Genomic DNA, 25,755 nt, shown 5'->3' with positions numbered 1-25,755 from the left:
CATGCTTGATCTGCCGGGGCGTTATCAGAAACCGTATATGGCTCCTCGTCCGTCGGCGCGGCTGAGCTCGCACGCCGCGCTTGGCAGATACAAGGCCCGCTCCGGCCGGGGAAATGCATCCCGGCCCGAAGCGGGCCTTGGCGCAGATGGGGGCGGCCGCCCCCATCTTACCGGATACGCAGGATCAATAGCGGTACATTTCGCTTTTGTACGGCCCTTCCACGGGCACGCCGATGTAGTCGGCCTGCTCCTGCGTCAGGGTGGTGAGCTTGACGCCCAGGCGGGCCAGGTGCAGGCGGGCCACCTCTTCATCCAGTTGCTTGGGCAGGGTGTAGACCTTGTTTTCCAGCTTTTCGGCGGCCAGCTTCAGCTGGGCCAGGGTCTGGTTGGTGAAGCTGTTGGACATGACAAAGCTGGCGTGGCCCGTGGCGCAGCCCAGGTTCACCAGCCGCCCTTCGGCCAGGATCAGGATGCTGCGGCCGGATTTGAGGGCCCACTTGTCCACCTGGGGCTTGATGTTGGTCTTGACGACGCCGGGGGTGTTCTCCAGGTAGGTCATTTCGATTTCATTGTCGAAGTGGCCGATATTGCAGACAATGGCTTCGTCCTTCATGCCTTCCATGTGCTTGCCGGTGATGACGTGGTAGTTGCCCGTGCAGGTGACGTAAATATCGCCGTAGGGCAGGGCCTCCTCAATAGTGGTGACTTCATAGCCTTCCATGGCGGCCTGCAGGGCGCAGATGGGGTCGACTTCCGTCACCAGCACGCGCGCGCCGAAGCCGCGCATGGACTGGGCGCAGCCTTTGCCCACATCGCCATAGCCGCAGACCACCACCACCTTGCCGGCCACCATGACGTCCGTGGCGCGCTTGATGCCGTCAGCCAGGGATTCCCGGCAGCCGTAGAGGTTGTCGAATTTGGATTTGGTTACCGAATCGTTGACGTTGATGGCCGGGAAGAGCAGCTTGCCCGCGGCGGCCAGCTGGTAAAGCCGGTGCACGCCGGTGGTGGTCTCCTCGGAGACGCCGCGCACCTTGGCGGCCGCCTTGTGCCAGTGCTGCGGATCGTCCTTCTGCCGCAGCTTCAGGCGGTCCAGCACGCACTGAAATTCTTTGCTTTCGGCTTTTTGGTCCAGCAGGGAGGGGGTGTCCTCGGCCTGCACGCCGGTGTGGATGAAGAGGGTGGCGTCGCCGCCGTCGTCCACAATGAGGTCCGGGCCGCTGCCGTCGGGCCAGGTGAGGGCCATTTCCGTGCACCACCAGTAATCTTCAAGGCTTTCGCCCTTCCAGGCGAAGACCTTGGCCAGGCCCTGCTCCACCACGGCGGCGGCGGCGTGGTCCTGGGTGGAAAAGATGTTGCAGGAGGCCCAGCGGATGTCCGCGCCCAGGGCGTGCAGGGTTTTGATGAGCATGGCCGTTTGAATGGTCATGTGCAGGGAACCCGTGATTTTGAAGCCCTTGAGGGGCTTGGACGGCCCGTACTTTTTGATGCATTCCATAAGGCCGGGCATTTCCCGCTCGGAAAGCTGCATCTCTTTGCCGCCGAAGGCCGCCAGGCTCATGTCCGCCACTTTGTGCTTCAGGGTCAAATCCAGTGCTTTGGTCATAACAATCTCCTCCATGGGAAGTTGCTTGTGCGTGTTGGTTGTCAGTGCGCGGGGCCTTCTGTTGCCGTCGCCTGCAGCAGCAGCAGGGTCAGGCCCCGGCCTACGGGCTTGCGGACCGTGCTCTGGAGGGCAAAGCCCGCTTTGCGCAGGTCGGCGGTCAGGGCGTCCTCGGCAAAGCCCAGCCAGCGGTCGCCGTAACGGTTGCGCATGGCTTCATCCGTGTGGCGCAGAAAATCCGCCACAAACAGCCGTCCCCCTGGGGGCAGGATGCGCCGGATCTCGTCCAGAGCTTCGGCGGGCTGTGAAAGGTGGTGCAGCACAAGGTTGATGCAGGCAAAGTCCGCCTCGTGGTCGCGCAGGGGCAGGTGGCTCAGGTCGCCAATGCGCAGGGAAACGCGCTCCGCCGCCAGATCCTGCGGGGAAAAGCGGCGGCGGCAGATTTCCAGCATGCGGGCCGAGCCGTCCACGCCGATGACCCCGCCGGCCAGGGGCAGCAGCCGCTCCAGCACGGCCCCGGTGCCGCAGCCCAGGTCCACGGCCGTGCCGCAGCCCTGGGGCACCGCGGCGCAGACGGCTGTCGGCAGATCAAAATCGCCCAGCACCGCGTTGTTGAGCTCATCCCAGTTTTCGGCAATGGCGTTGAAAAACTGGCGGGTCTTGCGGGCGCGTTCCTCCAGCATCTGGGCGGCCATGGCAAGGTCCGCCCGCATGTGGGCGTCCGGCTGCACAAAGCGCAGCAGGGCGCCCAGCAGATCGTGCTTTTCGCCCGCCTTGGGCACGGCGTAAAAAACCCACAACCCGTCCCGGCGCGAGGCCAGTAGCCCCGCTTCGGTAAGGATCTTCAGATGGCGCGACACGCGCGACTGGCCCATATCCAGAATGTGGACCAGTTCGTTGACCGAAAGCTCATAATGCAGCAGGATATGCACCAGCCGCAAACGGGTTTCATCGGAAAGCGCCTTGAAGCAGAGCAGGGCCGTGCCATTGTCCATATGTCTGTTGTCCCGGAGGGGTTGGGGTTGCGCGCGGGCTGCGCGCCCGGCCGCTGCGCGGCCTGCGGCTGTAAGGCGGGCCTGGGGAGCCGTGAGATGGATGCACATATCAAGATATACGCATATAGTCAATGGGGCGGCCTTGCATCCCGCCCAGGGGGGCGTACCGGTGGCCCGCCGCAAGCGTAAGCGCACGGCGGCGTCGGGGCCTGTGCCCGTGGGCGAGGCCCTGGCCGGGGTGTTTGCCGGGCTGGGGCTGGACCCGGCCGCAGCGGCGCAGCGCGCGCGTCTGCAAAGCCTGTGGGAGCATTGGGAAGCCGTCATGGGGCCGGATCTGGCCCCCCTGGCGCGGCCCCTGGGGCACCGGCGGGATCTGCTGCTTGTCGGCGCGGAAGACGCCATGCTGGCGCAGGATCTGCACTATCTGAGCCCGGAGCTGCTGGAGCGGGCCAATGCGTTTATGGAAGCGCCCGTGTTTCAGAGCGTGCGCGTCTCTCTGCTGCTGGGCAAGGACGGGCTGGACGTGGCGGCCGCAGCCCCCTTGCCGCCCTCGCGCACCAGGCCCGTGGGGCGCAGCGTCCCCCTGCCCCGCCCCAGCGGCGACCGCCTGGCGGGCATGGACCCGGCCTCGCCCGTGGCGCGGGCCTATGCCCTGTTTGCCGGGCGCAGGCCGCGCGGGCGGGGGTGATGCGGCCGTTTCCGCGGCTTTGCGGGCGGATAGGCGGCTGACCCCTGCAGCCCCGTGCGACAGGGGGCATGCAGCAGGGGGCGCCGCTGGCATCCCGGCGCTTGCGGGCGCACGCGGCAGCGTTGGCCGTGGGGCGGCCTGATCCGCCTTTTCTGCCCGGCGGCGCAGCTGCTGCCACAAGACCGCAATGCGCACTTGTCGTTGGTCCGCCCCTTCGGTCCATTCCGGAAGCTACCGCAAGCCGGGCTGTGCTGCGGCAAAAAAAATTATCAATTGTTTCAGTTGAGTAAAAAAAATTCCCGCGCCGATCGCCTGCGCCCTTGTTGTTCGCTTGCTGCGGTTATTGACAACGCTTGAGCTGCAGTGCTAGCTTGCTGCCAGCACCGTCCGCCAGTGCCGGACCGGACGGAAGAGCGCGGAGGATGGAATGCAGATGCGGAAAGTCATGGAAGACATTTGTCTGAAACACGACAATGGCTGCGATTTCACCTTTCGCGGTCGTCTGTTCTCCGAATGCTCGTGGTACGACGAAGGCCTTGGCATGCTCACCCGTCAGAAGCTCTACGTGACCGATCACAACGAACAGGTCTACTACATTGTCCGCTCCAGCGGGCAAGAGCGCAGCCGTCACGCCTATAAGCTGCGCATGCACGGCGATAACTGCATTATCGACAACGGCGTCAGCGAAATGGCCCTGCAGTTTGATATGCTCATGCTTGCCGTGCGCGGTCTCTGCGGGCTGGACGCCACCGCCACCCCCACGCTTTCTATGGTGGAAGAAATGCTCAAGGCCGCCAACGCCTAGTCGCGCCACGCGCCGTCAAGCCATGCCGTCCCTCCAACCAGGCGGCAGCAGCCTCCACAGTAAAGGCCCCGCAAGGGGCCTTTTACTTTCTCTTGCCTCCTCTTGTGTTCCCGCTGTGCTCATACATTGAACAAGCAAAACGCCCTGTGTTTTCTTTTGTGACACGCGGAGCCTGTCTGAAGCGGAAGTCAGCGGTTTTTTTTGTTTCAAAACAGCTGGTTATAACGTCAAAGTTGTTTGGGCAATATTCTTGCATAGGTTGTCATATCCCCACACGCTGTCGCTTCTCCGGAGCGATTGCGTGTGCTCTGCCGTCGCGCACAGCACGTCCCGGCGGCAAAAGGCCGCGCCGTGCGGGCGACGCCGGGCGCGGCTTTGCCGTGGTGGCCGACGAAGTGCGCAAGCTGGCCGAAAAAACCATGACCGCCACCAAACAGGTGGGCGACGCCATCCACGACATCCAGGTTGGCACGCGCCAGAACGTGGATAACGTGACCCAGGTGGCCGAACGCATCGGCAAAACCACCCTTATGGCCCAGAAATCCGGCGAGGCCCTCCAGGAAATCGTGGCCCTGGTGGAAACCACAGCCCAGCAAGTGCAGTCCATAGCCGCTGCAGCCGAAGAACAGTCCGCCACCAGCGAGGAAATCAACCACTCCATCGAAGACGTCAACCGCATTGCCGCCGAAACCGCCGCAGCCATGCGCCAGTCCGCCCAGGCCGTGGGCGACCTGGCCCGCCAGGCCCAGGCCCTGCGCAGCCTCATAGAGGATATGAAACGGGCTTAGAGCAGATTAACGTTGAGAACAGGCATTCTCAACGTTTACGGCACGCTCGTTTCGGCGCGTAACGGCGCAAATAAATTGCGCTTACGCCTCCACATGCGGCCCTGCTTTCGGAACGCAGGCAACCTGGAGCTGGTCTTTTGAAAAATGGGGGGCGTGGAGGGCCGGGGGGCTGGCAGCAGCAAGTCCCTCGGCCCTCCGCAAAAGGCGGTCTGCCGCTCAACGCACCAGCAGTTTGAGGAAACGCTTTTTGCCCAGTTTGACGACGTAGGCGCCGGGGCTGAAGGGGGTGAGCGGGTCGTCGCAGCGTTGACCATCCACGGAGAGCGCGCCTTCTTTGATCAGGCGCTTGGCTTCGCCGCGGCTTTTGACCAGCCCGGCGGCTTCGAGGAAGGCTGGGGGGGTGCTGGCTTCGCCCTTGTCGCAGGCGTGTTCGGGCATGGCGTCGGGCACCCCGCCGCCGGCAAACACGGCGTTGAAGCCCTGCTGGGCCTCGTCCGCATCTTTGGGGCTGTGGTAGCGGGCGACCATCTCGTGGGCCAGGGTTTCCTTGGCGGCCTTGGGGTGGACGCGCCCGGCGGCCACGTCAGCCTTAAGGGCGGCGATATTTTCCAGGGATTTGCTGGAGAGCAGCTCATAGTAGCGCCACATGAGATCATCGGAAATGGCCATGACCTTGCCGAAAATCTGGTCGGGGGCCTCGTCGATGCCAATGTAATTGCCGTAGGATTTTGACATCTTGCGCACACCGTCCGTGCCTTCCAGCAGGGGCATGGTGAGGATGCACTGGCTTTCCTGGCCGTAGTGGGCCTGCAGGGTGCGGCCCATGAGCAGGTTAAACTTCTGGTCCGTGCCGCCCATTTCCACGTCAGCCTTGAGGGCCACGGAATCGTAGCCCTGGCAGAGGGGGTAGAGAAATTCGTGGATGGAGATGGGGCGCTGCTCGCGGAAGCGTTTTTCAAAGTCGTCGCGTTCCATCATGCGGGCCACAGTGCAGCAGGAGGCCAGGCGGATGAAGTCCGCGGCGTTCATGGCGCCCAGCCATGCGGCATTGAAGGCCACTTCCGTCTTTTCCGGATCCAGAATTTTGAAGACCTGTTTTTTGTAGGTCTCCGCATTGGCTATGACCTGCTCTTCCGTGAGGGGGGGGCGGGTTTCGGAACGGCCGGAGGGATCGCCGATGCGGCCGGTGAAATCGCCGATGAGGAAGATGACCTGGTGGCCCAGCTCCTGAAAATGGCGCATCTTGTGCATGACCACGGTGTGGCCCAGGTGCAGGTCCGGGGCGGTGGGGTCAAAACCCACCTTCACGCGCAGGGGCGTGCCGCGCGCCAGTTTTTTGCGCAGTTCGCCCTCGTCGATAAGTTCGGCCACGCCACGCTTGATGGTGGCCATCTGGCGGTCGATATCCGTCATGGGTCTGTCCTTGTGGAAAAGCGGTTGATGCCGCCGCGAACGCGGCGCACGGCCTCCATTGATAGCTCCGGGGCCGGACGCTGTCAAACCGCGGGGCGCGGTTGCGTTCCGGGTGCGAACGGGGCATCCCCCGCATATCCTCATATGGTCTTCTGCAGCCTACTCCGGCAGCAGGGAAAGGGGGCTCTGCAGACGGCGGCGGTGGGGGGTAAGGGCGCTGGCGCGGCAGAAGCGGCGGATGTCTGCCAGAAAGGGCGAGGGCGGCAGGCGCAGGGTTTTGCCGTAGAGGACGCGCTGGCGGCAGTGGCTGACGCAGAGCATGCGGGCCGCGCGGGTAAGGCCCACATAGAGCAGGCGGCGTTCTTCGGCCAGGGCGGCCTCCGCGCCCGCAGGCGCTGCGGCGTTGTGGATCGCAGGCGCGGCGCAGGCGGATGCGGATGGGCCCGGCGCTGCGTTTGCGGGGCCGGGCTTCTCCGGCGTGGAGCCTTCTGGCGCGGTAATCAGGCGTTCCCGGCGCAGGGGCAGCAGCCCGTCCTCCAGGCCAGGAAGAAATACCGCCTGAAATTCAAGGCCCTTGGATGCGTGCAGGGTCAGGATCTGCACCTGCTCGGCCTTGCCCCGCACAAGCTCGGCTTCCTGCAGCCAGGCCAGTTGGGCGAAAAAGGCGGGCCAGGAACCGGCCTGCCCCCACAGGCGGCAGAGCTGCCGCCAGGCCCGGCCCTGCAGGCAGGGTTCCCCGGCCCAGGGCTGCGCGCCAAGCCAGGCGCGCATTTCCTGCGGCGCTGGCGGCGCAGCGTCCCACGGCCATATCGCCGCCGTTGCGGCCTCGCTGTCTTCCGGCGCAGGCCATTCCGCAAAACCGCAATGCGTCGCCAGCAGAGTCAGCAGCCGGGCGCAGGCCGTATCCTGCCAGAAGCTGTCTTCGGCCGGGGTGGCGCAAGGCACACCGGCCTGTTCCAGGGCGGCGCGCAGGGGCGGCATCTGCGCTTTAAGGCGCACCAGCACCGCAATGTCGCCGGGCGTGAGCGCGCCCGCCAGGCCGGCCATGTCGTCGGCTTTGGCCTGGTCCATAAGGGTGTGGGCTGTGGCTCCCAGGAGGGCGCGCACGCGCTGGGCCACCCAGCGGGCTTCGGCTTTTTCGTCCGGCGCGCTGAACAGACGCAGTTCCGCAGAAAGGTTTTGCGCGGCCGTGAGCGCGCCGCAGCGGCCCGTGCCGCCCAGCAGGCCCTGGGCCATGTCCAGCACGCGCTGGCTGGCGCGGTAGCTCCGCCCCAGGCGGCGCGTGCGCAGGCCGGGCCAGATGCGCCGCAGGCTGTCTTCGCTTTGTCCGGCCACGCCGCGAAAGCCGTAGATGGCCTGGTCCGGATCGCCTATGCCGAAAAAGCCCTGGCCGTCGGCAGGCAGAAGCGCCCGGAGCAGCTCCAGCTGGACGGGCGAAAGATCCTGTACTTCGTCCACCAGCAAGTGGACGGTTTTTTGCGATTCCGGCAGTTGCCGGGCCTGTGCCAGCCACCATTCCAGCAGGTCGGCATAGTCCACGAAGCCGGGGCCGGCCGCTTTTTTTCGTTCCGTGTAGCGGGCCAGGGCCGTGGCCGGGTCCGGCAGCGGGGGGGCCGCTGCGGCGAAGGGAGCGCCCAGGGCCGTATTTGCCGGGGCTGTGGCGCCCGTTTCCCGCGCCAGGCTGCAGGCCGCCCACATTTCGCGGGCCGCGCGGGCCGTAAGTTCCGGATTGGCGGCGCGGAACAGCCCCAGGGCCGCGTCCTCGCCCAGCAGGGTGGGGGCCGCTGCGCCCAGTTCCTCGCGCATACGGCTCCAGGCTAGGCCGTGCAGCGTGTCGCAGCGCGGCGGCGCAGGCAGGTCCGGCAGGGCTGCGGCCAGACGCTCGCGCAGCTCCCCGGCGGCCCGACGGGTGAAGGTGACGGCCAGGATATCCTGTGGCCGGGCCCCCTGCTCCACCAGCCAGGCCAGGCGGCCTACCAGCACGCGCGTCTTGCCCGCGCCGGGGCCGGCCAGGACCAGGGTCGGTTCCGGCCCGGCCCGCAGGGCGGCGGTCTGCTCCGGGGAAAAGGTCATGGGCCGCGCGGCCGTTGCAGCGGCGAAGGGCGCGGCCGCGGGGCCAGACAGGGGCTCTGCCTGCCCCATGCCGTGGGCTTTGCCTGTCGGCGGCGTGTGCGCGTCCGAGCGCGTCGGTGCGGATGTCGCCTGCGCCACGTCGCCGGCCTCACGGGCGCGGGTGGGGGCGCTGGCCGCGGTTTCCGTCCGCGCCGCGCGTTTGCGGCTTGTCGACTTGAAGCCCGGCAGGAGCGCGCCGCCGCGCAGGTCGGTCAGTTCTTCGGGCGAAAAGACGCGCACTACGCCGTATTCGCCGTCATAGCCGCCCTGGCGAATAACCCGGCCGCTGCGCATGCGGGCCACGGCCTCGCCCAGGGGTTCCCAGTGGGCGCGCAGGTCCGCTTCGGGCAGGCGGCAGAGGATGTCCAGCTCCGGCCCCAGGGCGCGCAGCAGGGCGGCGTAGCGCTCCCGCACCTTGCGCGAGCCCGCGCCCACGCCCAGAATTTCGCCCAGCACCTCAGGCAGCGGGATGACGGAGCGCGCCTCAGGTTCGCGCGTGAGCCTGGCCGGGGCCCCGCGGTCGGCGAGATCCAGCACGCGGTGCAGCACGCCCACGGTGAGCGGCTTGCCGCACACGGGGCAGATGTCGCCCAGTTCCCGCGCCTCGCGCGGCTCCAGCACCACATGGCAGGCGCGGTGCCCGTCCAGGTGGTATTTGCCTTCATCCGGATAAAATTCCACCGTGCCCAGGAAGCGGCAGCTAAGGCCGCCCTGGTCCTGACGCCGGGCGGCGGCGCGCAGGGCCGCAAACAGGCCAGCATAGGAGGGCTGCCCCGCAAAAAGATTGGCCTCGCGCCCCAGGTTGGCCCCGGAATGGGCGTCGGAATTGGAAATGAGCGCGTAGCCGTCCAGGGCGCTGACCATGCGGTTCATGGCCGGATCGGAAGAAAGGCCCGTTTCCAGCGCAAAGATATGGTCGGAAAGGTCGCCGTAGCAGTCTTCCAGCCGGTCAAAGCCGGATTTGGAACCGAAGAGCGCGAACCAGGGCGTCCAGACGTGCGCCGGGATCATGACCCCGGCGGGCGCGCATTCCAGCACAATTTCCAGCAGGTCGCGCGAATCCAGACCCAGGATGGGGCGACCGTCCGAGGCCAGGTTGCCGATCTGCGCCAGGCGCAGGGAAAGGCGCTCCGCATCCTCCAGGGTGGGCACAAAGACCAGGTTGTGGATTTTGCGCACCTGCCCCAGGCGCTTGTAGATGGAGCTGATTTCCGTCTGGAGCAGAAAGAGCGGCCCCTGCCCCGCCCCTGCCGCGCCCAGGTCTTCTGGCAGGCCCTCCAGGGCTTCCGGCGCGCTCCGCAGTCGGTACAGGCCGCTGGCCGCGTCCGGTTCCAGCTGTTCCGCCAGTTCCGCCCGCCATTGGGGGTGGGTGAAATCGCCGGTGCCCAGAACGTCAATGCCCTTGCAGCGCGCCCAGGCCGCCAGGTGCCGGGGCGTGAGCGCCTTGCTTGTGGCCCGTGAAAAGCGCGAATGGATGTGCAGATCCGCAATAAACGTCATGCCTGAGCCTTATCCCAAATCCCCCTGCCGGTCCAGCCAGGGGCAAAATCGTCGGGCCGCCGCCGTCCAGGCCGGCCCAGAGGCTTCGGATCCGGTTCCGCTGCACCCTGCCCTTGCGTCTGCGCCCCTGCCTGCGGCCGGGCCTTGTTTTGTCGGCGCGGGCCCACGGTGCAGGGTCAGCGGCGCTTCCAGGCGCAGATCGTCCGCCGCGCCCTTCTGCGCCGCCGCCAGCACCAGCCAGGCCGGGTCCGTTTGCCGCGCCCGCACGGGCAGCGCCAGCCGCAGGCCCAGGCCCGCCGCGCGCAGGGCCTGGCACAGCCGCGGCAGGGCCCGCGCGTCATAACAGCAGAAAAAATGCCCTTTGTGCCGCAGCAGCAGCCCGGCGGCGCGGCAGAAAACCTCCAGCGCCGCACCGTTGTCGGAACGCAGGGCCCGCTCCCGCAGCGGGTCCGGCGAAGGCCGCCCGGCCTGCTCATAGGGCGGATTGGCCAGCACCACGTCCGCACGGGCGCAGAGCGGTTGCCCTTCCGGCCCCCGCAGGGCCCGCAGGGCCGCAACATCCTCCAGCTCCAGACAGCGCGCGCGCATGCGTGCCGTCAGCCCCAGCCTGGCAATATTCTCTTCCGCGGCGGCCGCCAGGGCGGGCTCGCGCTCCAGGCCCAGCCCCCACACCCGCGGCGAGCCCAGCCCCAGGCCCAGCAGGGCCGCCCCGCAGCCGCAGCCCAGATCCACGGCCGCGAGCCCGCGCCGCCCCGGCCAGGCCCGCAGCCGCCGCACAACAAAGGCCGCCAGCAGCAGCGCGTCCAGCCCGAAGCGCAGCCCCCCCGCAGGTTGCGTCAGTCCACGAGGATAGCTGCAGGCGGCGGAGGGCGTGAGCGGCGCGGGGGCGGCGGGAGCAAGGGTGCCCGCGGGGGAAAAAGCCTTTTGAAGCAGGGCCCCCGCACCCCCACCCCCTGAAACTCTTATTCCACGTTCTGACATGCTGAACCTCAAAAGATACCGACGACAGGCGGCGCGCATCATGGCTCTGGCCGCAACGCCTTTTCTTTGCTCAGGCGACGTTCTGCGCGTCTCCTGAGCAGAGGAAGGTTTTGGCTTTCGTTGCCGTCAGGAATTTATTCGCCCCCGCGGTCCAGGACGCGCAGGGAGACGGCTTCGGCCAGGTGGTCCGGGGTGATGCGGTCGGCGGCTTCCAGGTCGGCGATGGTGCGGGCCATGCGCAGGACGCGGGCGCAGGCGCGGGCCGAGAGGCCCAGGCGGTTGACCGCGCCTTCCATAAGGGCGTGGCCTGCGGCGTCCAGGGCGCAGTGTTGTTCCAGCAGCCGGCCGGAGAGCTCGGCGTTGCAGCGCGGGCCTTCAGGGCCGTAGCGTTGGCGCTGGCGTTGCCGGGCGGCCAGCACGCGGCGGCGCATGGCGGCTGAATCGGCCCCGGAGCTGTTGGCCTCGCGGAAGTCCGCATAGGCCACGGCGGGCGCTTCCACATGCACGTCGATGCGGTCCAGCAGAGGGCCGGAGAGGCGTGCGCGGTAGCGGGCCCGCTGGTCCGGGCGGCAGGTGCACTGGTGGGTGGGGTCGCCGTAGTAGCCGCAGGGGCAGGGATTCATGGCCGCCACCAGCATGCAGGCCGCGGGGAAGACCACGCGGTGGCTGGCGCGGGCAATGGCCGCCGTGCCGTTTTCCAGGGGCTGGCGCAGGGCTTCCAGGGCGGTTTTGTGGAATTCTGGCAGTTCGTCCAGAAAGAGCACGCCCCGGTGGGCCAGGCTCACTTCGCCGGGCCGGGGCACGCTGCCGCCGCCCACCAGGGCCACGTCCGAAATGGTGTGGTGCGGCGCGCGGAAAGGCCGTTGGCGCACGATGCCCGCGTCCGGAGGCAGCAGGCCGGCCACGCTGTAGATTTTGGTGACTTCCAGGGCTTCTTCAAAGCTCAGGGGCGGGAGGATGGTGGGCAGGCGCTGGGCCAGCATGGTCTTGCCGCTGCCGGGGGGGCCCAGCAGCAGCACGTTGTGCCCGCCTGCGGCGGCTACCTCCAGGGCGCGCTTGGCGGCCTCCTGTCCTTTGACTTCGGCGTAGTCCAGGCCGCAGATCGGGGCGGGCTGTCCCTCAGGGGGCGGGGACAAGGGCTCCAGGGTTTCGGCCCCGGCCAGGAAGGCGGCGCACTGGGCGAGGTCGCGCGGGGCAAAAACCTCCAGGCCGCGCACTACGGCGGCTTCGGCGCTGTTGCCGGGAGGGACGAGGATGCCGCGCGCCCCGCGGGCGCGGGCCAGCAGGGCCAGGGGCAGGATGCCGCTTACGGGGCGGATCTGGCCGGAGAGGGAAAGCTCCCCGGCCAGGTAGAGGCCGGTGCAGCGCTCCGCAGGCAGGAGGCCCGCGGCGGCCAGCAGACCCACGGCCAGGGGCAGATCGTAGTTAGCGCCGTTTTTGCGCCGCCAGGCCGGAGCCAGGTTGACGGTGATGCGGGCGGGCGGCAGGCGGAAATTGGCGGCGCGGAGCGCGGCGAAGACGCGGTCCTTGGCCTCGCGCACGGCGGCTTCGGCCAGGCCCACCATGGTGAAGCCCGGCAGCCCCTGGCGCACGCAGTCCACTTCCAGCTCCACGGGGTAGGCGTCCACGCCCTCCACGCCGCCGCTCAGCAGCCGGACCACCATGCGCGCTCCTATTGAATTTTTTGCCCCAGGCGGCTCCAGCGGATGTCGCTCAGCCCGCCCCAGGACCAGTAGATGCGCCAGGCCTTGGCCCGGATGGCGGCGCGGTCCACAAAGCCCCAGAAGCGGGAATCCCGGGAGTTGTCGCGGTTGTCGCCCATGACGAAGTATTTGTCCGGCGGCACGGTGACGGGGCCGAAGTTGTCCCGCACGGGCTCCACAATGCCGGGCTGGGTAAAGCGGATATAGCTTTCGCGCACTGGCTGGCCGTTGCGGTAAAGCTGTTTGTTGCGCACTTCAATGACGTCGCCGGGCGTGCCGATAATGCGCTTGATGTAGTCCACGCTAGGGTTATTGGGGTACTCAAAGATGATGACGTCGCCCTTTTGCGGGTCGTCCCCCCGCCACACATAGGTGTGGGTGAAGGGAATCTTGACGCCGTAGGCGAACTTGCTGGCCAGCAGGTGGTCGCCCACCTGTAGGGTCTCAAGCATGGATTCGGACGGGATCTTAAAGGCCTGCACGATAAAGGTGCGGATAAACAGCGCCAGGACCAGGGCCACCAGAAGGGCCTCGCCATACTCGCGCCAGAGCGGCTTTTTGGGGCGTACGGACGATTGCAGCAGCGTAGCCATGCGGATTCCTCATGAATAGTTTTTGTCAAACGCCTTAGTATGCCCGCAGGCCCGGGCAAAGGCAAGGCGCGCTACCCGAGCCGCAGGGCAAAGTTGACCACAAAGCAGCCGGCAATGATGAGCATCATTGGGTTCACGTCCCGAAAGCGTCCGGCCAGGAGCTTAATGCCCACCCAGCTCACGAAGCCGAAGCCGAAGCCCGTGGCGATGTTGAAGGTAAGCGGCATGCTCATGATGGTAAGAAAGGCGGGCAGGGCCACAGTAAAGTCGTCAAAATGGATGCGCCCCACCTCCTGCATCATGAGCGCGCCCACGATGATGAGCACCGGGGCCGTGGCGTAGGCGGGCACCAGGCCCACCAGGGGCGTGACGAACAAGGCCAGAAAGAAAAGCGCGGCAATGGTCACGGCCGTAAGGCCGGTGCGGCCGCCTTCAGCCACGCCCGCAGCGCTTTCCAGATAGCTGGTGGCCGTGGTGGCCCCCAGGGCCGCGCTGGTCATGGTGGCCAGGGAATCGGTGATCAGTGCGCGGTCCAGATTTTCGATATGCCCGTCCTTGCGCACAAAGCCCGCCTTCTGCGCCAGGCCGATAAGCACGCCCATGTTGTCGAAAAGGTCTACCATGGTCAGGGTGAAGATGATGGAGATAAGCCCGTGGTGCAGCGCACCCTTGAGATCCATCTGCAGAAAGGTTTCCGTAGGCAGGGGCAGGCTGAAAGAAAAGACGCTGTCTTCGGGCAGGCGAGTGATGCCCAGGGCGATGCCGAGGAGCGTGACGGCCAGAATGCCGATGATCATGGCGCCGGGCACGTTGAGCGCCAGCAGGCCGCCGATGAGAAAGATGCCGAGCACCGAAAGCAGGGTGGAAGGCTGGGCCAGATTGCCCAGGGTGACAAAGGTGGAGGGGCTGTCCACCACAATGCCGCAGCTCTTCATGCCGATAAAGGCGATAAAGGCCCCGATGCCCACCACGATGGCGTATTTGAGGTCCATGGGCACGGCCTTAATGATCATCTGACGCACGCGGGTCACGGTAAGGAGCAGAAAGACCACGCCGGAGATGAACACCGCGCCCAGGCCCGTCTGCCAGGTATAGCCCGCGGGGCCGCAGACGTAGTAGGCGAAAAAGGCCGTAATGCCCAGGCCCGGCGCGACGCCCACGGGAAAGCGCGCCCAAAGCCCCATGATCAGGGTGGCAATAATGGTTACCCAGATGGTGGCGGCCACGGCCCCTTCGCGGGGCATGCCCGCATCCGCCAGCATGTTGGGCACCACAAAGATGAGGTAGCACATGGCCATAAAGCTGGTCAGCCCGGCCAGCAGCTCTCGTTTTACCGTGCTGCCTTTGGCCTCAGGACGGAAAAAAGTTTCCAACAGGCTCATGTCGAACCCTCCGTTTGTTCTGTCGATTGTGCGCCCCGCCGGGCGGGCCGGGGCCGGAAACGTCACCCCAGAAACGCGCGGATGCCCGTAAAGATCACCTGCGCGGCAATGGCCGCCAGCAAGAGGCCGGTGAGTTTGGAAAGCACGGCAATGCCCGTGCGGTGCAGGGCGCGCACCACCGTATCGGCCATGCGCAGCAGGGCGAACATGCCCAGGGCGGCCAGCAGCAGGGAAAGCACCCCCACCAGGGTCTGCTCCAGCCCCTTGGCCGAAGCGCCCATAACCATGACCGCGCCGATGGAGGCCGGCCCCATGCCCAGGGGAATGGCCAGGGGCACCACGCTGATGTCGCCGTCTTTGCCGGCGGTCACTTCCTTGCCGTCGTCGTTCATGAGGGAGACGGCGGTAAGAAAGAGCAGCACGCCCGCGCCGATGCGGAAGGCGTCCAGCGTAAAGCCGAACAGGGAGAAAAGGTGCGGCCCGAACAGGAAGAGCGTTACGCCGATGCAGAAAATGGCCGTGGAAGTTTTGGCCGCTACGGCCGCTTTTTGCCGACGGTCAAAGGTGCGGGTGCCGCTGATAAAGGCGCTCAGCACGGCCGGGGGCGTCATGAGCGCATAGATTTTGATGCTGGTGCCCACCACGTCGGCCAGGATGTCCATCGGCTTCCCCGCATAAGCAGACTGGGGCGCAGTGTCGAGAGCGCCCGCGCCCGGAAAGGCGGCATTATGTCATGCCGGATTTTTTCTGTCCAGAGGCCGGGGGACGGCCGCTCATCCCCGGCAGGGTCGGCGATTGCGCCCTCGCGCCGCACCACCGCCACAGGAATAACGCGACGTTGGGCAACAAGGGGATGCTTTCAAGGTGCGCCTGTTGCGTCCCCTTGGGGGAGAAAAGTTTTTTGAAGGGGATGGAGGGCGTGGGGGGAAGGGGAAACTTTTGTTCACAAAAGTTTCCCCTTCCCCCCACAACTAGAGCAGATGCAATGCCCTAATAAAAAATACCCCCCTCAGCGCGCGCCTTTGGGGAAGAGGACCACGCCGATGGTTTTGAGGATGATGTGGATATCCAGCAAGATGGACATATTTTTGATGTAATAGAGGTCGTATTCCAGTTTGCGGCGGGCGTCTTCCACGGAAGCGCCGTAGGGGTAGCAGACCTGGGCCCAGCCGGTAAGGCCGGGTTTTACGGAGTGGCGCACGCTGTAGTAAGGGATGGTTTTTTTCAGTTCCTGAACAAAGGCCATGCGTTCGGGGCGGGGGCCGATGAAGCTCATGTCGCCCTTGAGGATATTCCAGATCTGGGGCAGCTCGTCGATGCGGACCTTGCGGATGAAGCGGCCGAAGCGGGTGACGCGGTTATCGTGGGCGCTGGCCCAGACTGCGCCGTCTTTTTCGGCGTCGGCGCGCATGGAGCGGAACTTGTAGACGGTGAATTCCTTTTCAAACAGGCCCACGCGCTCTTGGCGGTAGATGACCGGGCCGGGGGACTCCAGGCGGACGATGAGCGCGGTGAGCAGCATGACGGGCGTGGCGGGGATGAGCAGAATCAGGGAGATGAACATGTCCAGGGCGCGTTTGAGGCGGCGCAGGGAACCGCGGGTATTGAGGGAGAAGCCCTCGTTCTGGATGAGCCATTCGTCCGTGATCTGCGAGAGGGGCAGGCGCTGGACCACATGTTCGTAGAAGCTGCGGATATCCACCACCATGCTGCCGCGCAGCTTGGCTTCCAGCAGCTCGTGGGCGATGTCGTCGTCGATGGGGGCGTCCGGCAGGAGGAGGATCATGGTGGCCTTTTTTTCCTTGGCGATATCCAGGGCCAGGAAGGGCGCGCCCAGGCAGGGGCCGGCGTCGGGGCCCTGGTCGCGCTCGCCCACATAGCCCAGAATTTCGGCCTTGGGCAGGCCCTCGGCCAGGAGCTGGCGCACCTTGCCCGCGCGGTCCACGCCCACCAGCAGGATGCGCAGGGGGTGGGTTATTTTGTCGGCGTTCAGGTAATAGAGCAGCCGCCAGCCCAGGCAGAAGCAGAAGGAAAGGGCAAAGAGCAGGACGACGGTTTCGCGGTCAAAGCGCCAGTGCTGAAAGGCGTAGGAAGCCGTGGCGGAGGAGATGATGCCCAGAAGGCAGGCCACCAGCACGCGGCCCACGGTTTCGCGGATGTCTTCGCTGCCCACGCTGTAGGCGTCCAGAATGTAGAAAAAGAGCAGGTAGAAAAAGACGGTAAAGAGCGAAGCGCCCGTGTAGTCGTGGAACACGCTCAGGTCCGGCGCGATGCTCAGCATGCCGGAAACGGCCAGGGCGAGCAGAATGCAGAAAAAGTCCAGCGCCTGCAACAGCGCCATACGATAGGTGCTTATCATGCTTGACTATCCTCATGGGCGGCGGGCACGCGCATATCTTCAAGGATGCGTGCGGCCACCGTGTGGGCGTCCAGTTCGCGCAGGGCCAGCTCGCGGCTGGCGGCCCCCATGCGCAGGATGTTCTGGGGCGTGGTGATGAAGGTTTCCATGGCGCTGGCCAGGGCCTGCGGGTCGCGCAGGGGCGTAAGCCAGCCGTTGACGCCCTGGCGCACCACCTCGCGGCAGCCTGGGGCGTCGGTGACCACGGCGGGGCGGCCCATGCTCATGCCTTCCATAATGGCCGTGGGCGTGCCTTCCCGCCAGGAGGGCAGCACCAGCACATGGGCCGCGGCCACATAGGGGCGCACGTCGCTGGTTTCGCCCAGGTATTCGATGCTGCCCTGGGCCTCCCAGGCCTTGATCTGGTCCAGGCTCACGCTGCCCAGGCCGTGTTCCGGCGGGCCCAGCACCTGAAAGCGGGCCTCAGGGCGCCTGGCCTTAAGCAGACGCGCGGCGGCCGCGTATTCCGGCAGGCCCTTGGCCTCCAGCAGCCGGGCCACCAGCAGGAACACGGGCGGGCCCGTCAGCGTGCCGTCCTCGGCAAGGTTGGGGAAAGGGGCCGGGGCAAAGCGGGCCGTATCCACCCCGGTGCCGCGCGCGGTGAGCACGCGGGCGCGCGGGCCCAGAATGCCCGCCTTGCGGAAGACGCGGATGTCGTCCTGATTCTGAAAAAAAACGCCTTCCGCGCCGGAAAGGGCCGCGCGGTAGAGCAGGCAGCTCAGCTTATTGACGGCTTTTTTAAAGAGGCTGTCGGCCTCAAAGGCGTAGCCGAGCCCGGTGATGGTGGCGTAGATGTGGGGCACGCCGGCCGCGCGCGCGGCTATGCAGCCGTAAATGACCGGCTTGATGGTGGAGGCGAAGAGCAGGTCGGGCTTTTCTTCCTTAAAAAGCCGCACCAGCGCGCCCAGGGTGCGCACGTCGCGGATGGGGTTGAGGCCCTTGCGGTCCAGTGGATAGGTGCGCAGCCGCGCGCCCAGGGCCGTGAGCGCGGCGTTGGCGACATTGTCGCCCGGCGGCGCGCAGCAAAGAACCTCATGCCCGGCGCGGCGCATATGGGCGACAAGCACGCTCCAGAAGTTGCGCATGGCCTTGGCCTGATTGCCCAGAACGACGATCTTCATCCCGGTTTCTCCTGGAGCCTGGTTGTGGCGCTGCGCGCCCCGGCAACGCGCTTCAGGGCGGAGAGCCCCCGGCGCGGCGGTGCGGCGTGCACGGGCTGCCGCCCCGGCCGGTCGGCTGCCGCGTCCTGCCCGCCTGTGGCGGGAGCCCCGATGGTAGCAGCTCCGCGCCGTTCTGAAAAGGCCCGGCGCGGCCCCGCGGCGCAGCGGCAAGCCGACGGCGGCAGGAATGCGGCATGGCCGCGGAAGGGACGACGCCGGGCGGCAGACGCAGGACGGGGAAGGGCCCCCCGCAGGCGCAGGCCCTTCCCCGTAAAAAGCGGCGTCGGTGGCCGGGTTATTCCGCGGCCAGCTGAATGCGCTCGAAGCCGGTGACGGCAATGGCGTCGCCCACGGCCTTGCCCGTTTCGCGCACCAGATCGCTGATGCTCTTTTTGTCGTCGCGGATGTAGGGCTGCTCCATAAGGCAGACTTCCTTCTGGAACTTCTTCACCGCGCCGTCGGCGATTTTGTCCACAATCTGGGCGGGCTTGCCTTCGTCCAGGGCCTTCTGGCGGTAGACTTCACGCTCGCGTTCCACGGCGGCCTGGTCCAGGCTGGCGGCGTCCAGGGCCACAGGGTTGGCGGCGGCCACCTGCATGGCCAGGTTTTTGGCCAGGGCCAGCACTTCAGGGTTGGTCACGCTTTCGGCCTTGCCGCAGGTCAGGAAAACCAGGGTGCCGATTTTGCCGTTGGCGTGCAGGTAGTGGCCCACCACTTCCTTCTCGCTTTCCTTGCTGTGGCGGGCAAAGCCGCCCAGCTGCATATTCTCGCCCACCGCGGCGATGAGCTGGGTCACGGCCGGGCCCATGGAGGCCTCCAGGGCGGCGGCGTCGGCCGGGGCGTTGTCCAGCACGGCCTGCGCCACCTGGGCGGCCATGTTCTGGAACTGGTCGCCGCGGGCCACAAAGTCCGTCTCGCAGAGCAGGGAGGCCAGGGCTACATGTTTGCCGTCGTCGCTCACGGCCAGGGTGACCAGGCCCTCGCTGGTGGCGCGGCCGGACTTTTTGGCGGCCTTGGCCATGCCCTTCTGGCGCAGCCAGTCCACGGCCTTTTCCATGTCGCCGTTCACTTCCACCAGGGCTTTTTTGCAGTCCATCATGCCCGCGCCGGTCATTTCGCGCAGTTCTTTTACCATCTGTGCGGTGATAGCCATAATATCTACTCCACATGCGTCCGGCCCGGGGCCGGGGTTGTGCTGCTGCGGCCCGGAGGGGGCGGCGGGCAAGCCCGCGCCCCGCAACCGGGCGGGGGCAGCGCGGCCGGTTCTGCAAACAGGTTGCGCTGCCCCCGGAACAGGGAAAAGGATGCGCCGGGCTTACTGGGCGGGCGCGGCTTCCGGAGCCGCTTCCTGCGCGGGGGCCGCCTCGGCGGCCTTCTGCAAGGCGGCCTCGGCGTCTTCGCTCTTGTGGTCCTTGCCCATGGCGTCGCCTTCCAGGCAGGCTTCGGCAAAGGCCGTCACAAACAGCTTGATGGCGCGGATGGCGTCGTCGTTGCCGGGGATGATGAAGTCAATGACGTCCGGATCGCAGTTGGTGTCGGTCACGGCCACGATGGGGATGCCGAGCTTGCGGCATTCCTTCACGGCGATGTCTTCGCGGTGCGGATCGATGATGAAGGCCAGCTGGGGCAGGCGGTCCATGTTTTTGATGCCGCCCAGGGTCTCCTCCAGCTTGTGCATCTCGCGCTCCAGGAGGAGGATTTCCTTTTTCTGGTAGCGGTTGATGGTGCCGTCGGCAAACATGCTTTCCAGCTTCTTGAGGCGATCAATGCTCTTCTGGATGGTGACGAAGTTGGTGAGGGTGCCGCCCATCCAGCGGTTGGTCACATGAAACTGCCCGGCGCGGCCGGCTTCGGCGGCCACGGCCTCCTGGGCCTGGCGCTTGGTGCCGATGAAGAGCACCTTGCCGCCGCGGGCCACGGTATCCACCACCTTGTCGTAAGCCACGCGGAACAGCTTGACGGTCTGCTGCAGGTCGATGATATGGATGCCGTTACGCGCTCCGAAGATGTAAGGACGCATTTTGGGATTCCAGCGGCGGGTCTGGTGCCCGAAGTGCACGCCGGTTTCCAGCATCTGCTTCATGCTGACGTACGCCATGAAAAAGCCTCCAAAGGGTTGTGATCTTCCACTCCGGCTCCAGGCCCTGCAACCCGGCCCCCTGGAACGTTGCGCCGCGGACGGCCCGGACGGCGGAGCGCGTGGCTCCGGCCGCAAAGGCTGTTTTTCCGCAACGCGGCATTCCCCTCCTGGGGCGAACAAAGGGCGGTAAACCGCCGCCGGGCACCCCGGGCCGCTGCCAGGGTGTGCTTGATGAGAGGGAACGCATACACCATTGCGCCGCGTCTGGCAAGCCTTGGCGCGGGCAGGAACACGTTTTTTGCGGACGCGACGGCCGGGACGGCTTCCTGCTGCCAAGGTTTTCATCGCCGCGCTGGCAGAGCCCCGCCACCAAAATGCACGCGCCGTTCGGGGCGTTTATCCGCCTTTAAAAAAAGGCGTTTCAAGGGCGCTGTGCCCTGTGGGCGCGGCGCGCCCCCTGCCGCGGGCATTCTTGCCTTGCGTTTTTAAAAAGGATAGAGCAAAGGCGTTTTGCGGCGGACGGGCCGCCACGGACGGCGTTGCGGCGCGTCCGGCGGGATGCGGCGGCCGTCACAGTTTTTGCGCGCCACCGCGCCCTGAGGTTGCCCATGTCACATTCCCCCCAGCCTTCCCCCGTGGCGGAAGGCCTGCGGCGCGCTCTGCCCATTGTGCTGGGCTATGTGCCCGTGGGCTTTGCCTTCGGGGTGCTGGCCGTCAAAAATCAGATTCCCCCGGCCCTGGCCGTGGGCATGTCCGTGCTCATGTTCTCCGGCTCCGGGCAGTTTGTGTTTGCGGGCATGTGGGGCGCGGGCGCGGGCGCGGCTTCCATCATCGCCGCCGTGGGCATTGTCAACCTGCGCTATCTTCTGCAGTCCGCGGCGCTGGCCCCCTGGTATGCGGGTCTGGCGCGCTTCCCGCGCCTGCTGCTGGGCCTGGGCATTACGGATGAAACCTTCGCCGTGCACGTCACGGCCTTCCAGAACGGCTGGCGGCGCAGCCTGACGACCCTTTTTGTCTGCAACCAAACCGCCCAGCTGGGCTGGGTGGCGGGCAGCGCCCTGGGGGCCTTCTGCGGGGAGCTGATCAGCGACGTGAAGCCCCTGGGCCTGGACTACGCCCTTACGGCCATGTTTCTGGCCCTGCTGGTGCCGCAGTGCGTGGGCCGCCTGCATGTGCTGGTGGCCGTGTTTACCCTGGGGCTTTCCATCGCCCTGCGCGCCCTGGGCATGAGCCAGTGGAACATCGCCCTGGCCACAGTGGCGGGCGCGAGCTTGGGCACGTTTCTGCTCTGCCGGCGGGAAGGCCGCACGGCGGCTTCCGCCCCCGCCGCCCCCCATACGGGCGAGGAGGCGCGGCCATGAACGCCTGGTGGTCGCAGAACACCCTTTTGCTGCTCTGTCTGCTGGGCGGCGTGGTCGTCACCCTGCTGCCCAAGGTGCTGCCGGTCACCCTGCTGCGCGGGGACAGCCTGCCGCCGCTTTTGCGGCGCTGGCTTTCCTTCGTGCCGGTGGCGGTCATGGCGGCCCTGGTGGGGCCGGACGTGTTTTTTTACGAGGGCCGCTTCAGCGCCGGACCCTCCAACCTTTTTCTTATGGCGGCCCTGCCCTCGGTTCTGGTGGCCTGGTGGGGCAAAAACTACTTTCTCACCATCGCCTTCGGCCTCGCTTTGGTGATCGCCGCCCGTTGGCTGGGATTTTACTGATCGGAATCACGCCGTTATGACCTGCCGCCCTTTGCCGCTTGCAGCGCCGGAGCCCGCCACGGGCGCGGAAGCCCCGCCGAAGCCGACGCCCCCGGCCCTGCAGGCGCAGCGCCGCCCGCGTCCGGCCGCGCCCGCCGCGCCCCGGCGCAGCGCCTGCCTTTTGCTGCGCATGGCCCCGGAGCATGCGGGCCTCTTTCGCCGCCTGCTGGAAGCCTACGACAACCTGGCCTATTTTACGGCGCTGGAAACGGATACGGCCCTCTTCAAACTCGTGTTTTCGCCCCACATGGCCGCGGAAACGCACGCGGCCCTGGCCGCCATAGCCCGCAGCGTGCCGTTTGCGGCGCAGCCCTGGCCCCTGGCAAACGGCGGCCCCGCCCCGGCCGCCGGGCCGGAGCCGCCCGCAAAAAGGCTTTGAGGCCGGCGCGTTTTCTGCTATGACTGACCCGTTGCGGCGTGGCCCGCCTGTGGGCGCGCGCCGTGCTCCAACCCTCCAGCACCATCCCAAGGCGGTAGCATGGCCCCACTCAAATACAAGCGCGTGCTGCTCAAACTGAGCGGCGAGGCCCTGGCGGGCGAACACAAAACCGGCATTGACCCTGAAACGGTGGACGCCGTCTGCCGCGAACTGGGCACGGTGCTCGAAATGGGCGTGGAAATGGCCCTGGTCATCGGCGGGGGCAACATCTTTCGGGGGCTTTCCGGCTCGGCCAAGGGCATGGAACGCTCCTCCGCGGATTATATGGGCATGCTGGCCACGGTGCTCAACGCCCTGGCCGTGCAGGACATGCTGGAAAAGCACGGCTACCCCACCCGCGTGCTTTCGGCCATTACCATGCAGGAGGTCTGCGAGCCCTTCATCCGCCGCCGTGCCTTGCGTCATATGGAAAAAGGCCGGGTGGTCATCTGCGCCGCGGGCACGGGCAACCCCTACTTCACCACCGACACCACGGCGGCCCTGCGCGGCATGGAGCTCAAGTGCGACGCCATCATCAAGGCCACCAAGGTGGACGGCATTTATGACAAAGATCCGACCCAGCACGCCGACGCCGTCAAATACGCCAGCCTGAGCTACGACGAGACCCTGGCCCGCCATCTGGGCGTTATGGACGCCACGGCCTTCGCCCTGGTGCGCGACAACAACGTGCCCATCATCGTTTGCCGCATGTTCGGCGGCGACATCCGGCGCGTGCTGCTGGGCGAAGCCGTGGGCACCATCGTCCACAATTAGGCCGCACAGCCCTCTTCAAGGAGACCATTGATGGATACTGACAGCATTCTTCTGGACGCCGAAGAACGCATGGAAAAGGCCCTGACCGCGCTGGAGCGCGAATTTGCCAAACTGCGCACCGGCCGCGCCACCACCGCCCTGGTGGACGGCATCCGCGCCGACTACTACGGCACGCCCACGCCCATCAGCCAGATGGCCTCGGTGGCCGTGCCGGACAGCCGCACGCTCACCATCCAGCCCTGGGACAAAGGCGGCCTCGCCGTGGTGGAAAAAGCCATCCTCAAGTCCGACCTGGGTCTCACCCCTGTCAACGATGGCCGCACCATCCGCATCGTGCTGCCGCCCCTGACGGAAGAACGCCGCAAGGATCTGGTCAAGGTGGCCCGCAAGTACACTGAAGACGCCAAAGTGGCCGTGCGCAACGTGCGCCGCGATGCCAACGACGGGCTGAAAAAGCTGGAAAAAGACAAAACCATCACCGAGGACGCGCAGAAAAAGGCCACGGACGACGTGCAGAAGCTCACGGACAAATATGTGGCCGAGGCCGACAAAAAATGCGCGGCCAAAGAAAAGGAAATTATGGATATCTAGCGCCGCGAGCCTGGGCGGCGACCCCGCGCCGGGGCTTTGCGCCGCCTGAATCCCCCGGCGGCATGGCCCGCGCCGTGCGGCGGCGGACGGCCTGCGGCGCGCTCGCATCTTGTCTCTTCATGTGGCGCGGCGTTCGCGGCGGCCGACGGTCGCCGGGGACGCCGCGCCCATACCGTGCAGGCTGAGGTCTCATGAACAACGAACTTCCCATGCTGCCCCGTCACCTGGCCATTATCATGGACGGCAACGGCCGCTGGGCCCAGCAGCGCGGCCTGCCCCGCGAGGCCGGGCACCGGGCCGGGGCCGAGGCCGTGCGCGTCGTGGTGACGGAATGCCGCGCCCTGGGCATAGGGCATCTCACCCTGTACACCTTTTCCAGCGAAAACTGGAACCGCCCCAGAACCGAAATCAGCGCCCTGTTTTCCCTGCTGCTGGAATTTTTGCGCAAAGAAGTGCCCCTGATGGAGGAAAAAGGCATCGCCCTCAAGGTGCTGGGCGATCTGGACGGCCTGCCCGCAGCCCAGCGTACGGCCCTGCGCCACGCCATCAAACGCACGGAAGCGGGAAGGGGCATGACGCTCAACCTGGCGCTCAACTACGGCGGCCGCGGCGAGCTGGTGCGCGCGGTGCAGACCTTTTTGCGCGAAGGCGCAAAGCCGGAGGACGTCACCGAAGCGAGCCTCGCTGACCGTCTTTACACTGCCGGGCAGCCCGATCCGGATCTGCTGGTGCGCACCAGCGGCGAGCTGCGCCTGAGCAACTACCTGCTCTACCAGTGCGCCTACAGCGAACTTTACTTCACCCCCGTGCTCTGGCCGGACTTTGACGCCAAAGAACTGCACGCGGCCCTGCGGGCCTATGCCGCCCGCTCGCGCCGCTTCGGCAAAACAGAGGAGCAACTCCATGCCCATTGAACCCGCAACGCATCATCCCATGGATTTTCGACGCATCGTCACGGGCCTTGCCCTGGCGGTGGTGCTCCTGCTGGTGCTCTGGCACAGGGGCTGGCCGCTGCTGCTGGTCATCCTGCTGGCCTCGGCCCTGGGCCTGTGGGAATTTTACTCCCTGTTCTGGGGGCACAAGGGCCGCGTCTCCAGCCGCGTCTGCGCCATTGTCCTCGGCTGGGGCATGCTCTGCCTGACCTGGCTGCACCGGCCCCAGGACGCTCTGGTCTGCCTGGGCGCGGGCTTTGTGCTGGCCGCCATGAGCTTTCTCTTCCGCTGGGACGTGGTGGAAGAGGACAACGCCTTTGCCTCCAGCGGCATCTTTATGGCCGGGCTCGCCTATGTGCCCCTGCTGCTCCTGCCGGCCACCTACCTTTCCACCACCAAGCTCATCTTCATCATCGCGGCGGTGGCCATCTCGGATACGGCCGCCTACTTTGTGGGCACGCGCTTCGGCCACCACAAGCTCTGGCCCCGCGTGAGCCCCAACAAAAGCTCCGAAGGCGCGGTGGGCAGCCTGGCGGGCTGCGTGATCTTCTGTGCCGTTTACGGCGCAATCTACGGCAAAACCGGCTGGTTTTCCTTCGCCCTGCTGGGCATTGCGGTCAACGCCTTCGCTCAGCTGGGCGACCTGTTTGAATCCGCCCTCAAACGTTCGGTTAATGTTAAGGATTCCGGGCAGATCCTTCCAGGGCACGGCGGTATGCTGGACCGGGCGGACAGCCTGCTTTTCGCCATGCCTATGTTTGCCGTGGTGGACCAATGGTTCTTCTTCTTCTAAAAAATTGCGTCTTTTTGAGTCTTGGGCTGCGTCAGACGCGCGGGCGCGCCGCAGGCTGCAACGGGCAGGCGGAAACTGCCTCCGGCGGCTTGGGGGGCACGGCCCCCCAAGGCCCCCGTTCTCAGGCCGCGCTGCGGGTGGCCGGTTGGGGGTGGCGGCAGCGTTCCCTGGGCAGTAATGCCGGACGCTGGCGGCTCCATAACGACGGCAGCGAAGCGCCCAAAAAATGTTAGGGGGTGGGGGCGCGGGGGAGGCAACCTTTTGCAAAAGGCTTCCTCCCCCGCAAAACCCCCTCCATCCCCACG

22 protein-coding genes and 1 pseudogene are annotated in these 25,755 nt (G+C 66.4%); 10 read left to right on the top strand and 13 right to left on the bottom strand.

What is annotated here, in order from left to right; translation table 11 throughout:
• Nucleotides 1-184 precede the first annotated feature (184 nt).
• Together ahcY and BLS55_RS04610 are read right to left on the bottom strand one after the other, a co-directional pair.
• Nucleotides 185-1,606: an adenosylhomocysteinase gene (ahcY, locus tag BLS55_RS04615; protein ID WP_092153193.1), complete on the bottom strand. Its 1,422-nt coding sequence runs from the start codon at nucleotides 1,604-1,606 to the stop codon at nucleotides 185-187.
• A 41-nt stretch (nucleotides 1,607-1,647) separates the two neighbouring features.
• A complete protein-coding gene (locus BLS55_RS04610; RefSeq protein ID WP_092153192.1) occupies nucleotides 1,648-2,598 on the bottom strand; it encodes an ArsR/SmtB family transcription factor in 951 nt (316 codons plus the stop codon).
• A 100-nt stretch (nucleotides 2,599-2,698) separates the two neighbouring features.
• Between BLS55_RS04610 and BLS55_RS04605 the strand changes: the two genes are divergently transcribed.
• From BLS55_RS04605 to BLS55_RS12290, 3 genes and pseudogenes are all read left to right on the top strand, one after another.
• On the top strand, nucleotides 2,699-3,286 hold the full coding sequence (locus BLS55_RS04605) for a DciA family protein (RefSeq protein ID WP_092153191.1): 588 nt from the start codon (nucleotides 2,699-2,701) through the stop codon (nucleotides 3,284-3,286).
• A 433-nt stretch (nucleotides 3,287-3,719) separates the two neighbouring features.
• A complete protein-coding gene (locus BLS55_RS04600) occupies nucleotides 3,720-4,091 on the top strand; it encodes a hypothetical protein (RefSeq protein ID WP_092153247.1) in 372 nt (123 codons plus the stop codon).
• A gap of 350 nt (nucleotides 4,092-4,441) precedes the next feature.
• Nucleotides 4,442-4,879 (top strand): annotated as a pseudogene (locus tag BLS55_RS12290) (methyl-accepting chemotaxis protein); the annotation flags it as partial.
• A gap of 216 nt (nucleotides 4,880-5,095) precedes the next feature.
• Here BLS55_RS12290 and tyrS read toward each other — a convergent pair.
• From tyrS to rpsB, 11 genes are all read right to left on the bottom strand, one after another.
• Entirely contained in the window at nucleotides 5,096-6,292 is a 1,197-nt protein-coding gene (tyrS, locus tag BLS55_RS04590) for a tyrosine--tRNA ligase (protein WP_092153189.1), read from the bottom strand.
• A gap of 159 nt (nucleotides 6,293-6,451) precedes the next feature.
• Complete coding sequence (locus BLS55_RS04585; RefSeq protein ID WP_092153188.1) at nucleotides 6,452-9,904, bottom strand: UvrD-helicase domain-containing protein; 3,453 nt, start codon at nucleotides 9,902-9,904, stop codon at nucleotides 6,452-6,454.
• Nucleotides 9,905-9,913: 9 nt separating this feature from the next.
• A complete protein-coding gene (locus BLS55_RS12080; protein WP_180365396.1) occupies nucleotides 9,914-10,885 on the bottom strand; it encodes an N-6 DNA methylase in 972 nt (323 codons plus the stop codon).
• Between the two features lie 134 nt (nucleotides 10,886-11,019).
• Entirely contained in the window at nucleotides 11,020-12,549 is a 1,530-nt protein-coding gene (locus tag BLS55_RS04575; RefSeq protein ID WP_092153186.1) for a YifB family Mg chelatase-like AAA ATPase, read from the bottom strand.
• Between the two features lie 8 nt (nucleotides 12,550-12,557).
• Nucleotides 12,558-13,181, bottom strand: a complete 624-nt coding sequence (gene lepB / locus BLS55_RS04570) for a signal peptidase I (RefSeq protein WP_092153185.1) — start codon at nucleotides 13,179-13,181, stop codon at nucleotides 12,558-12,560.
• Nucleotides 13,182-13,252: 71 nt separating this feature from the next.
• Complete coding sequence (locus tag BLS55_RS04565; RefSeq protein WP_092153184.1) at nucleotides 13,253-14,563, bottom strand: NCS2 family permease; 1,311 nt, start codon at nucleotides 14,561-14,563, stop codon at nucleotides 13,253-13,255.
• A 62-nt stretch (nucleotides 14,564-14,625) separates the two neighbouring features.
• Nucleotides 14,626-15,225 (bottom strand): MarC family protein, encoded by a 600-nt coding sequence (locus BLS55_RS04560; protein ID WP_092153183.1) that lies wholly within the window; start codon nucleotides 15,223-15,225, stop codon nucleotides 14,626-14,628.
• A 347-nt stretch (nucleotides 15,226-15,572) separates the two neighbouring features.
• A complete protein-coding gene (locus tag BLS55_RS04555) occupies nucleotides 15,573-16,922 on the bottom strand; it encodes a sugar transferase (RefSeq protein WP_092153182.1) in 1,350 nt (449 codons plus the stop codon).
• Complete coding sequence (locus tag BLS55_RS04550; RefSeq protein WP_092153181.1) at nucleotides 16,919-18,082, bottom strand: glycosyltransferase family 4 protein; 1,164 nt, start codon at nucleotides 18,080-18,082, stop codon at nucleotides 16,919-16,921. The genes BLS55_RS04555 and BLS55_RS04550 overlap by 4 nt, the downstream gene beginning before the upstream one ends.
• A 334-nt stretch (nucleotides 18,083-18,416) precedes the next feature.
• The gene (gene tsf, locus BLS55_RS04545) at nucleotides 18,417-19,274 is read right to left on the bottom strand and encodes a translation elongation factor Ts (RefSeq protein WP_092153180.1); all 858 of its coding nucleotides are present in this window, start codon (nucleotides 19,272-19,274) and stop codon (nucleotides 18,417-18,419) included.
• Nucleotides 19,275-19,436: 162 nt separating this feature from the next.
• Nucleotides 19,437-20,219 carry a 30S ribosomal protein S2 gene (gene rpsB / locus BLS55_RS04540; protein ID WP_092153179.1) on the bottom strand — a complete coding sequence of 261 codons (783 nt, stop codon included), beginning with the start codon at nucleotides 20,217-20,219 and terminating at the stop codon, nucleotides 19,437-19,439.
• 590 nt (nucleotides 20,220-20,809) lie between these two features.
• On the opposite strand from rpsB, the gene BLS55_RS04535 reads away from it, so the two are divergent.
• The 7 genes from BLS55_RS04535 (at nucleotide 20,810) to BLS55_RS04505 (ending at nucleotide 25,450) form a co-directional block, all read left to right on the top strand.
• The gene (locus BLS55_RS04535; RefSeq protein WP_092153178.1) at nucleotides 20,810-21,562 is read left to right on the top strand and encodes an AzlC family ABC transporter permease; all 753 of its coding nucleotides are present in this window, start codon (nucleotides 20,810-20,812) and stop codon (nucleotides 21,560-21,562) included.
• Nucleotides 21,559-21,903 carry an AzlD domain-containing protein gene (locus tag BLS55_RS04530; protein ID WP_092153177.1) on the top strand — a complete coding sequence of 115 codons (345 nt, stop codon included), beginning with the start codon at nucleotides 21,559-21,561 and terminating at the stop codon, nucleotides 21,901-21,903. The genes BLS55_RS04535 and BLS55_RS04530 overlap by 4 nt, the downstream gene beginning before the upstream one ends.
• Before the next feature lie 16 nt (nucleotides 21,904-21,919).
• Nucleotides 21,920-22,321 carry a DUF4911 domain-containing protein gene (locus tag BLS55_RS04525; protein WP_092153176.1) on the top strand — a complete coding sequence of 134 codons (402 nt, stop codon included), beginning with the start codon at nucleotides 21,920-21,922 and terminating at the stop codon, nucleotides 22,319-22,321.
• A 99-nt stretch (nucleotides 22,322-22,420) separates the two neighbouring features.
• A complete protein-coding gene (pyrH, locus tag BLS55_RS04520; protein ID WP_092153175.1) occupies nucleotides 22,421-23,134 on the top strand; it encodes a UMP kinase in 714 nt (237 codons plus the stop codon).
• A gap of 30 nt (nucleotides 23,135-23,164) precedes the next feature.
• On the top strand, nucleotides 23,165-23,725 hold the full coding sequence (gene frr / locus BLS55_RS04515; protein ID WP_092153174.1) for a ribosome recycling factor: 561 nt from the start codon (nucleotides 23,165-23,167) through the stop codon (nucleotides 23,723-23,725).
• Nucleotides 23,726-23,916: 191 nt separating this feature from the next.
• Nucleotides 23,917-24,639: an isoprenyl transferase gene (locus tag BLS55_RS04510; protein WP_092153173.1), complete on the top strand. Its 723-nt coding sequence runs from the start codon at nucleotides 23,917-23,919 to the stop codon at nucleotides 24,637-24,639.
• The gene (locus BLS55_RS04505; RefSeq protein WP_092153172.1) at nucleotides 24,629-25,450 is read left to right on the top strand and encodes a phosphatidate cytidylyltransferase; all 822 of its coding nucleotides are present in this window, start codon (nucleotides 24,629-24,631) and stop codon (nucleotides 25,448-25,450) included. Before BLS55_RS04510 ends, BLS55_RS04505 begins: the two co-directional genes overlap by 11 nt.
• Nucleotides 25,451-25,755 lie beyond the last annotated feature (305 nt).

It is taken from the genome of Desulfovibrio legallii (assembly GCF_900102485.1).
Lineage (GTDB): Bacteria > Desulfobacterota > Desulfovibrionia > Desulfovibrionales > Desulfovibrionaceae > Desulfovibrio > Desulfovibrio legallii_A.
This window is presented reverse-complemented; position numbering and strand designations above follow the sequence as displayed.

Bases quoted from the DNA above. Each gene is read 5' to 3' on its own strand.
- lepB (WP_092153185.1), bottom strand. From the start codon at position 13,181: ATGGCTACGCTGCTGCAATCGTCCGTACGCCCCAAAAAGCCGCTCTGG.
- BLS55_RS04575 (WP_092153186.1), bottom strand. From the start codon at position 12,549: ATGGTGGTCCGGCTGCTGAGCGGCGGCGTGGAGGGCGTGGACGCCTAC.
- BLS55_RS04525 (WP_092153176.1), top strand. From the start codon at position 21,920: ATGACCTGCCGCCCTTTGCCGCTTGCAGCGCCGGAGCCCGCCACGGGC.
- BLS55_RS04510 (WP_092153173.1), top strand. From the start codon at position 23,917: ATGAACAACGAACTTCCCATGCTGCCCCGTCACCTGGCCATTATCATG.
- BLS55_RS04560 (WP_092153183.1), bottom strand. From the start codon at position 15,225: ATGGACATCCTGGCCGACGTGGTGGGCACCAGCATCAAAATCTATGCG.
- BLS55_RS04610 (WP_092153192.1), bottom strand. From the start codon at position 2,598: ATGGACAATGGCACGGCCCTGCTCTGCTTCAAGGCGCTTTCCGATGAA.
- BLS55_RS04585 (WP_092153188.1), bottom strand. From the start codon at position 9,904: ATGACGTTTATTGCGGATCTGCACATCCATTCGCGCTTTTCACGGGCC.
- BLS55_RS04530 (WP_092153177.1), top strand. From the start codon at position 21,559: ATGAACGCCTGGTGGTCGCAGAACACCCTTTTGCTGCTCTGTCTGCTG.
- BLS55_RS04600 (WP_092153247.1), top strand. From the start codon at position 3,720: ATGCGGAAAGTCATGGAAGACATTTGTCTGAAACACGACAATGGCTGC.
- BLS55_RS04565 (WP_092153184.1), bottom strand. From the start codon at position 14,563: ATGAGCCTGTTGGAAACTTTTTTCCGTCCTGAGGCCAAAGGCAGCACG.
- tsf (WP_092153180.1), bottom strand. From the start codon at position 19,274: ATGGCTATCACCGCACAGATGGTAAAAGAACTGCGCGAAATGACCGGC.
- pyrH (WP_092153175.1), top strand. From the start codon at position 22,421: ATGGCCCCACTCAAATACAAGCGCGTGCTGCTCAAACTGAGCGGCGAG.
- BLS55_RS12080 (WP_180365396.1), bottom strand. From the start codon at position 10,885: ATGTCAGAACGTGGAATAAGAGTTTCAGGGGGTGGGGGTGCGGGGGCC.
- BLS55_RS04555 (WP_092153182.1), bottom strand. From the start codon at position 16,922: ATGATAAGCACCTATCGTATGGCGCTGTTGCAGGCGCTGGACTTTTTC.
- tyrS (WP_092153189.1), bottom strand. From the start codon at position 6,292: ATGACGGATATCGACCGCCAGATGGCCACCATCAAGCGTGGCGTGGCC.
- BLS55_RS04505 (WP_092153172.1), top strand. From the start codon at position 24,629: ATGCCCATTGAACCCGCAACGCATCATCCCATGGATTTTCGACGCATC.
- ahcY (WP_092153193.1), bottom strand. From the start codon at position 1,606: ATGACCAAAGCACTGGATTTGACCCTGAAGCACAAAGTGGCGGACATG.
- BLS55_RS04550 (WP_092153181.1), bottom strand. From the start codon at position 18,082: ATGAAGATCGTCGTTCTGGGCAATCAGGCCAAGGCCATGCGCAACTTC.
- BLS55_RS04535 (WP_092153178.1), top strand. From the start codon at position 20,810: ATGTCACATTCCCCCCAGCCTTCCCCCGTGGCGGAAGGCCTGCGGCGC.
- frr (WP_092153174.1), top strand. From the start codon at position 23,165: ATGGATACTGACAGCATTCTTCTGGACGCCGAAGAACGCATGGAAAAG.
- rpsB (WP_092153179.1), bottom strand. From the start codon at position 20,219: ATGGCGTACGTCAGCATGAAGCAGATGCTGGAAACCGGCGTGCACTTC.
- BLS55_RS04605 (WP_092153191.1), top strand. From the start codon at position 2,699: ATGCACATATCAAGATATACGCATATAGTCAATGGGGCGGCCTTGCAT.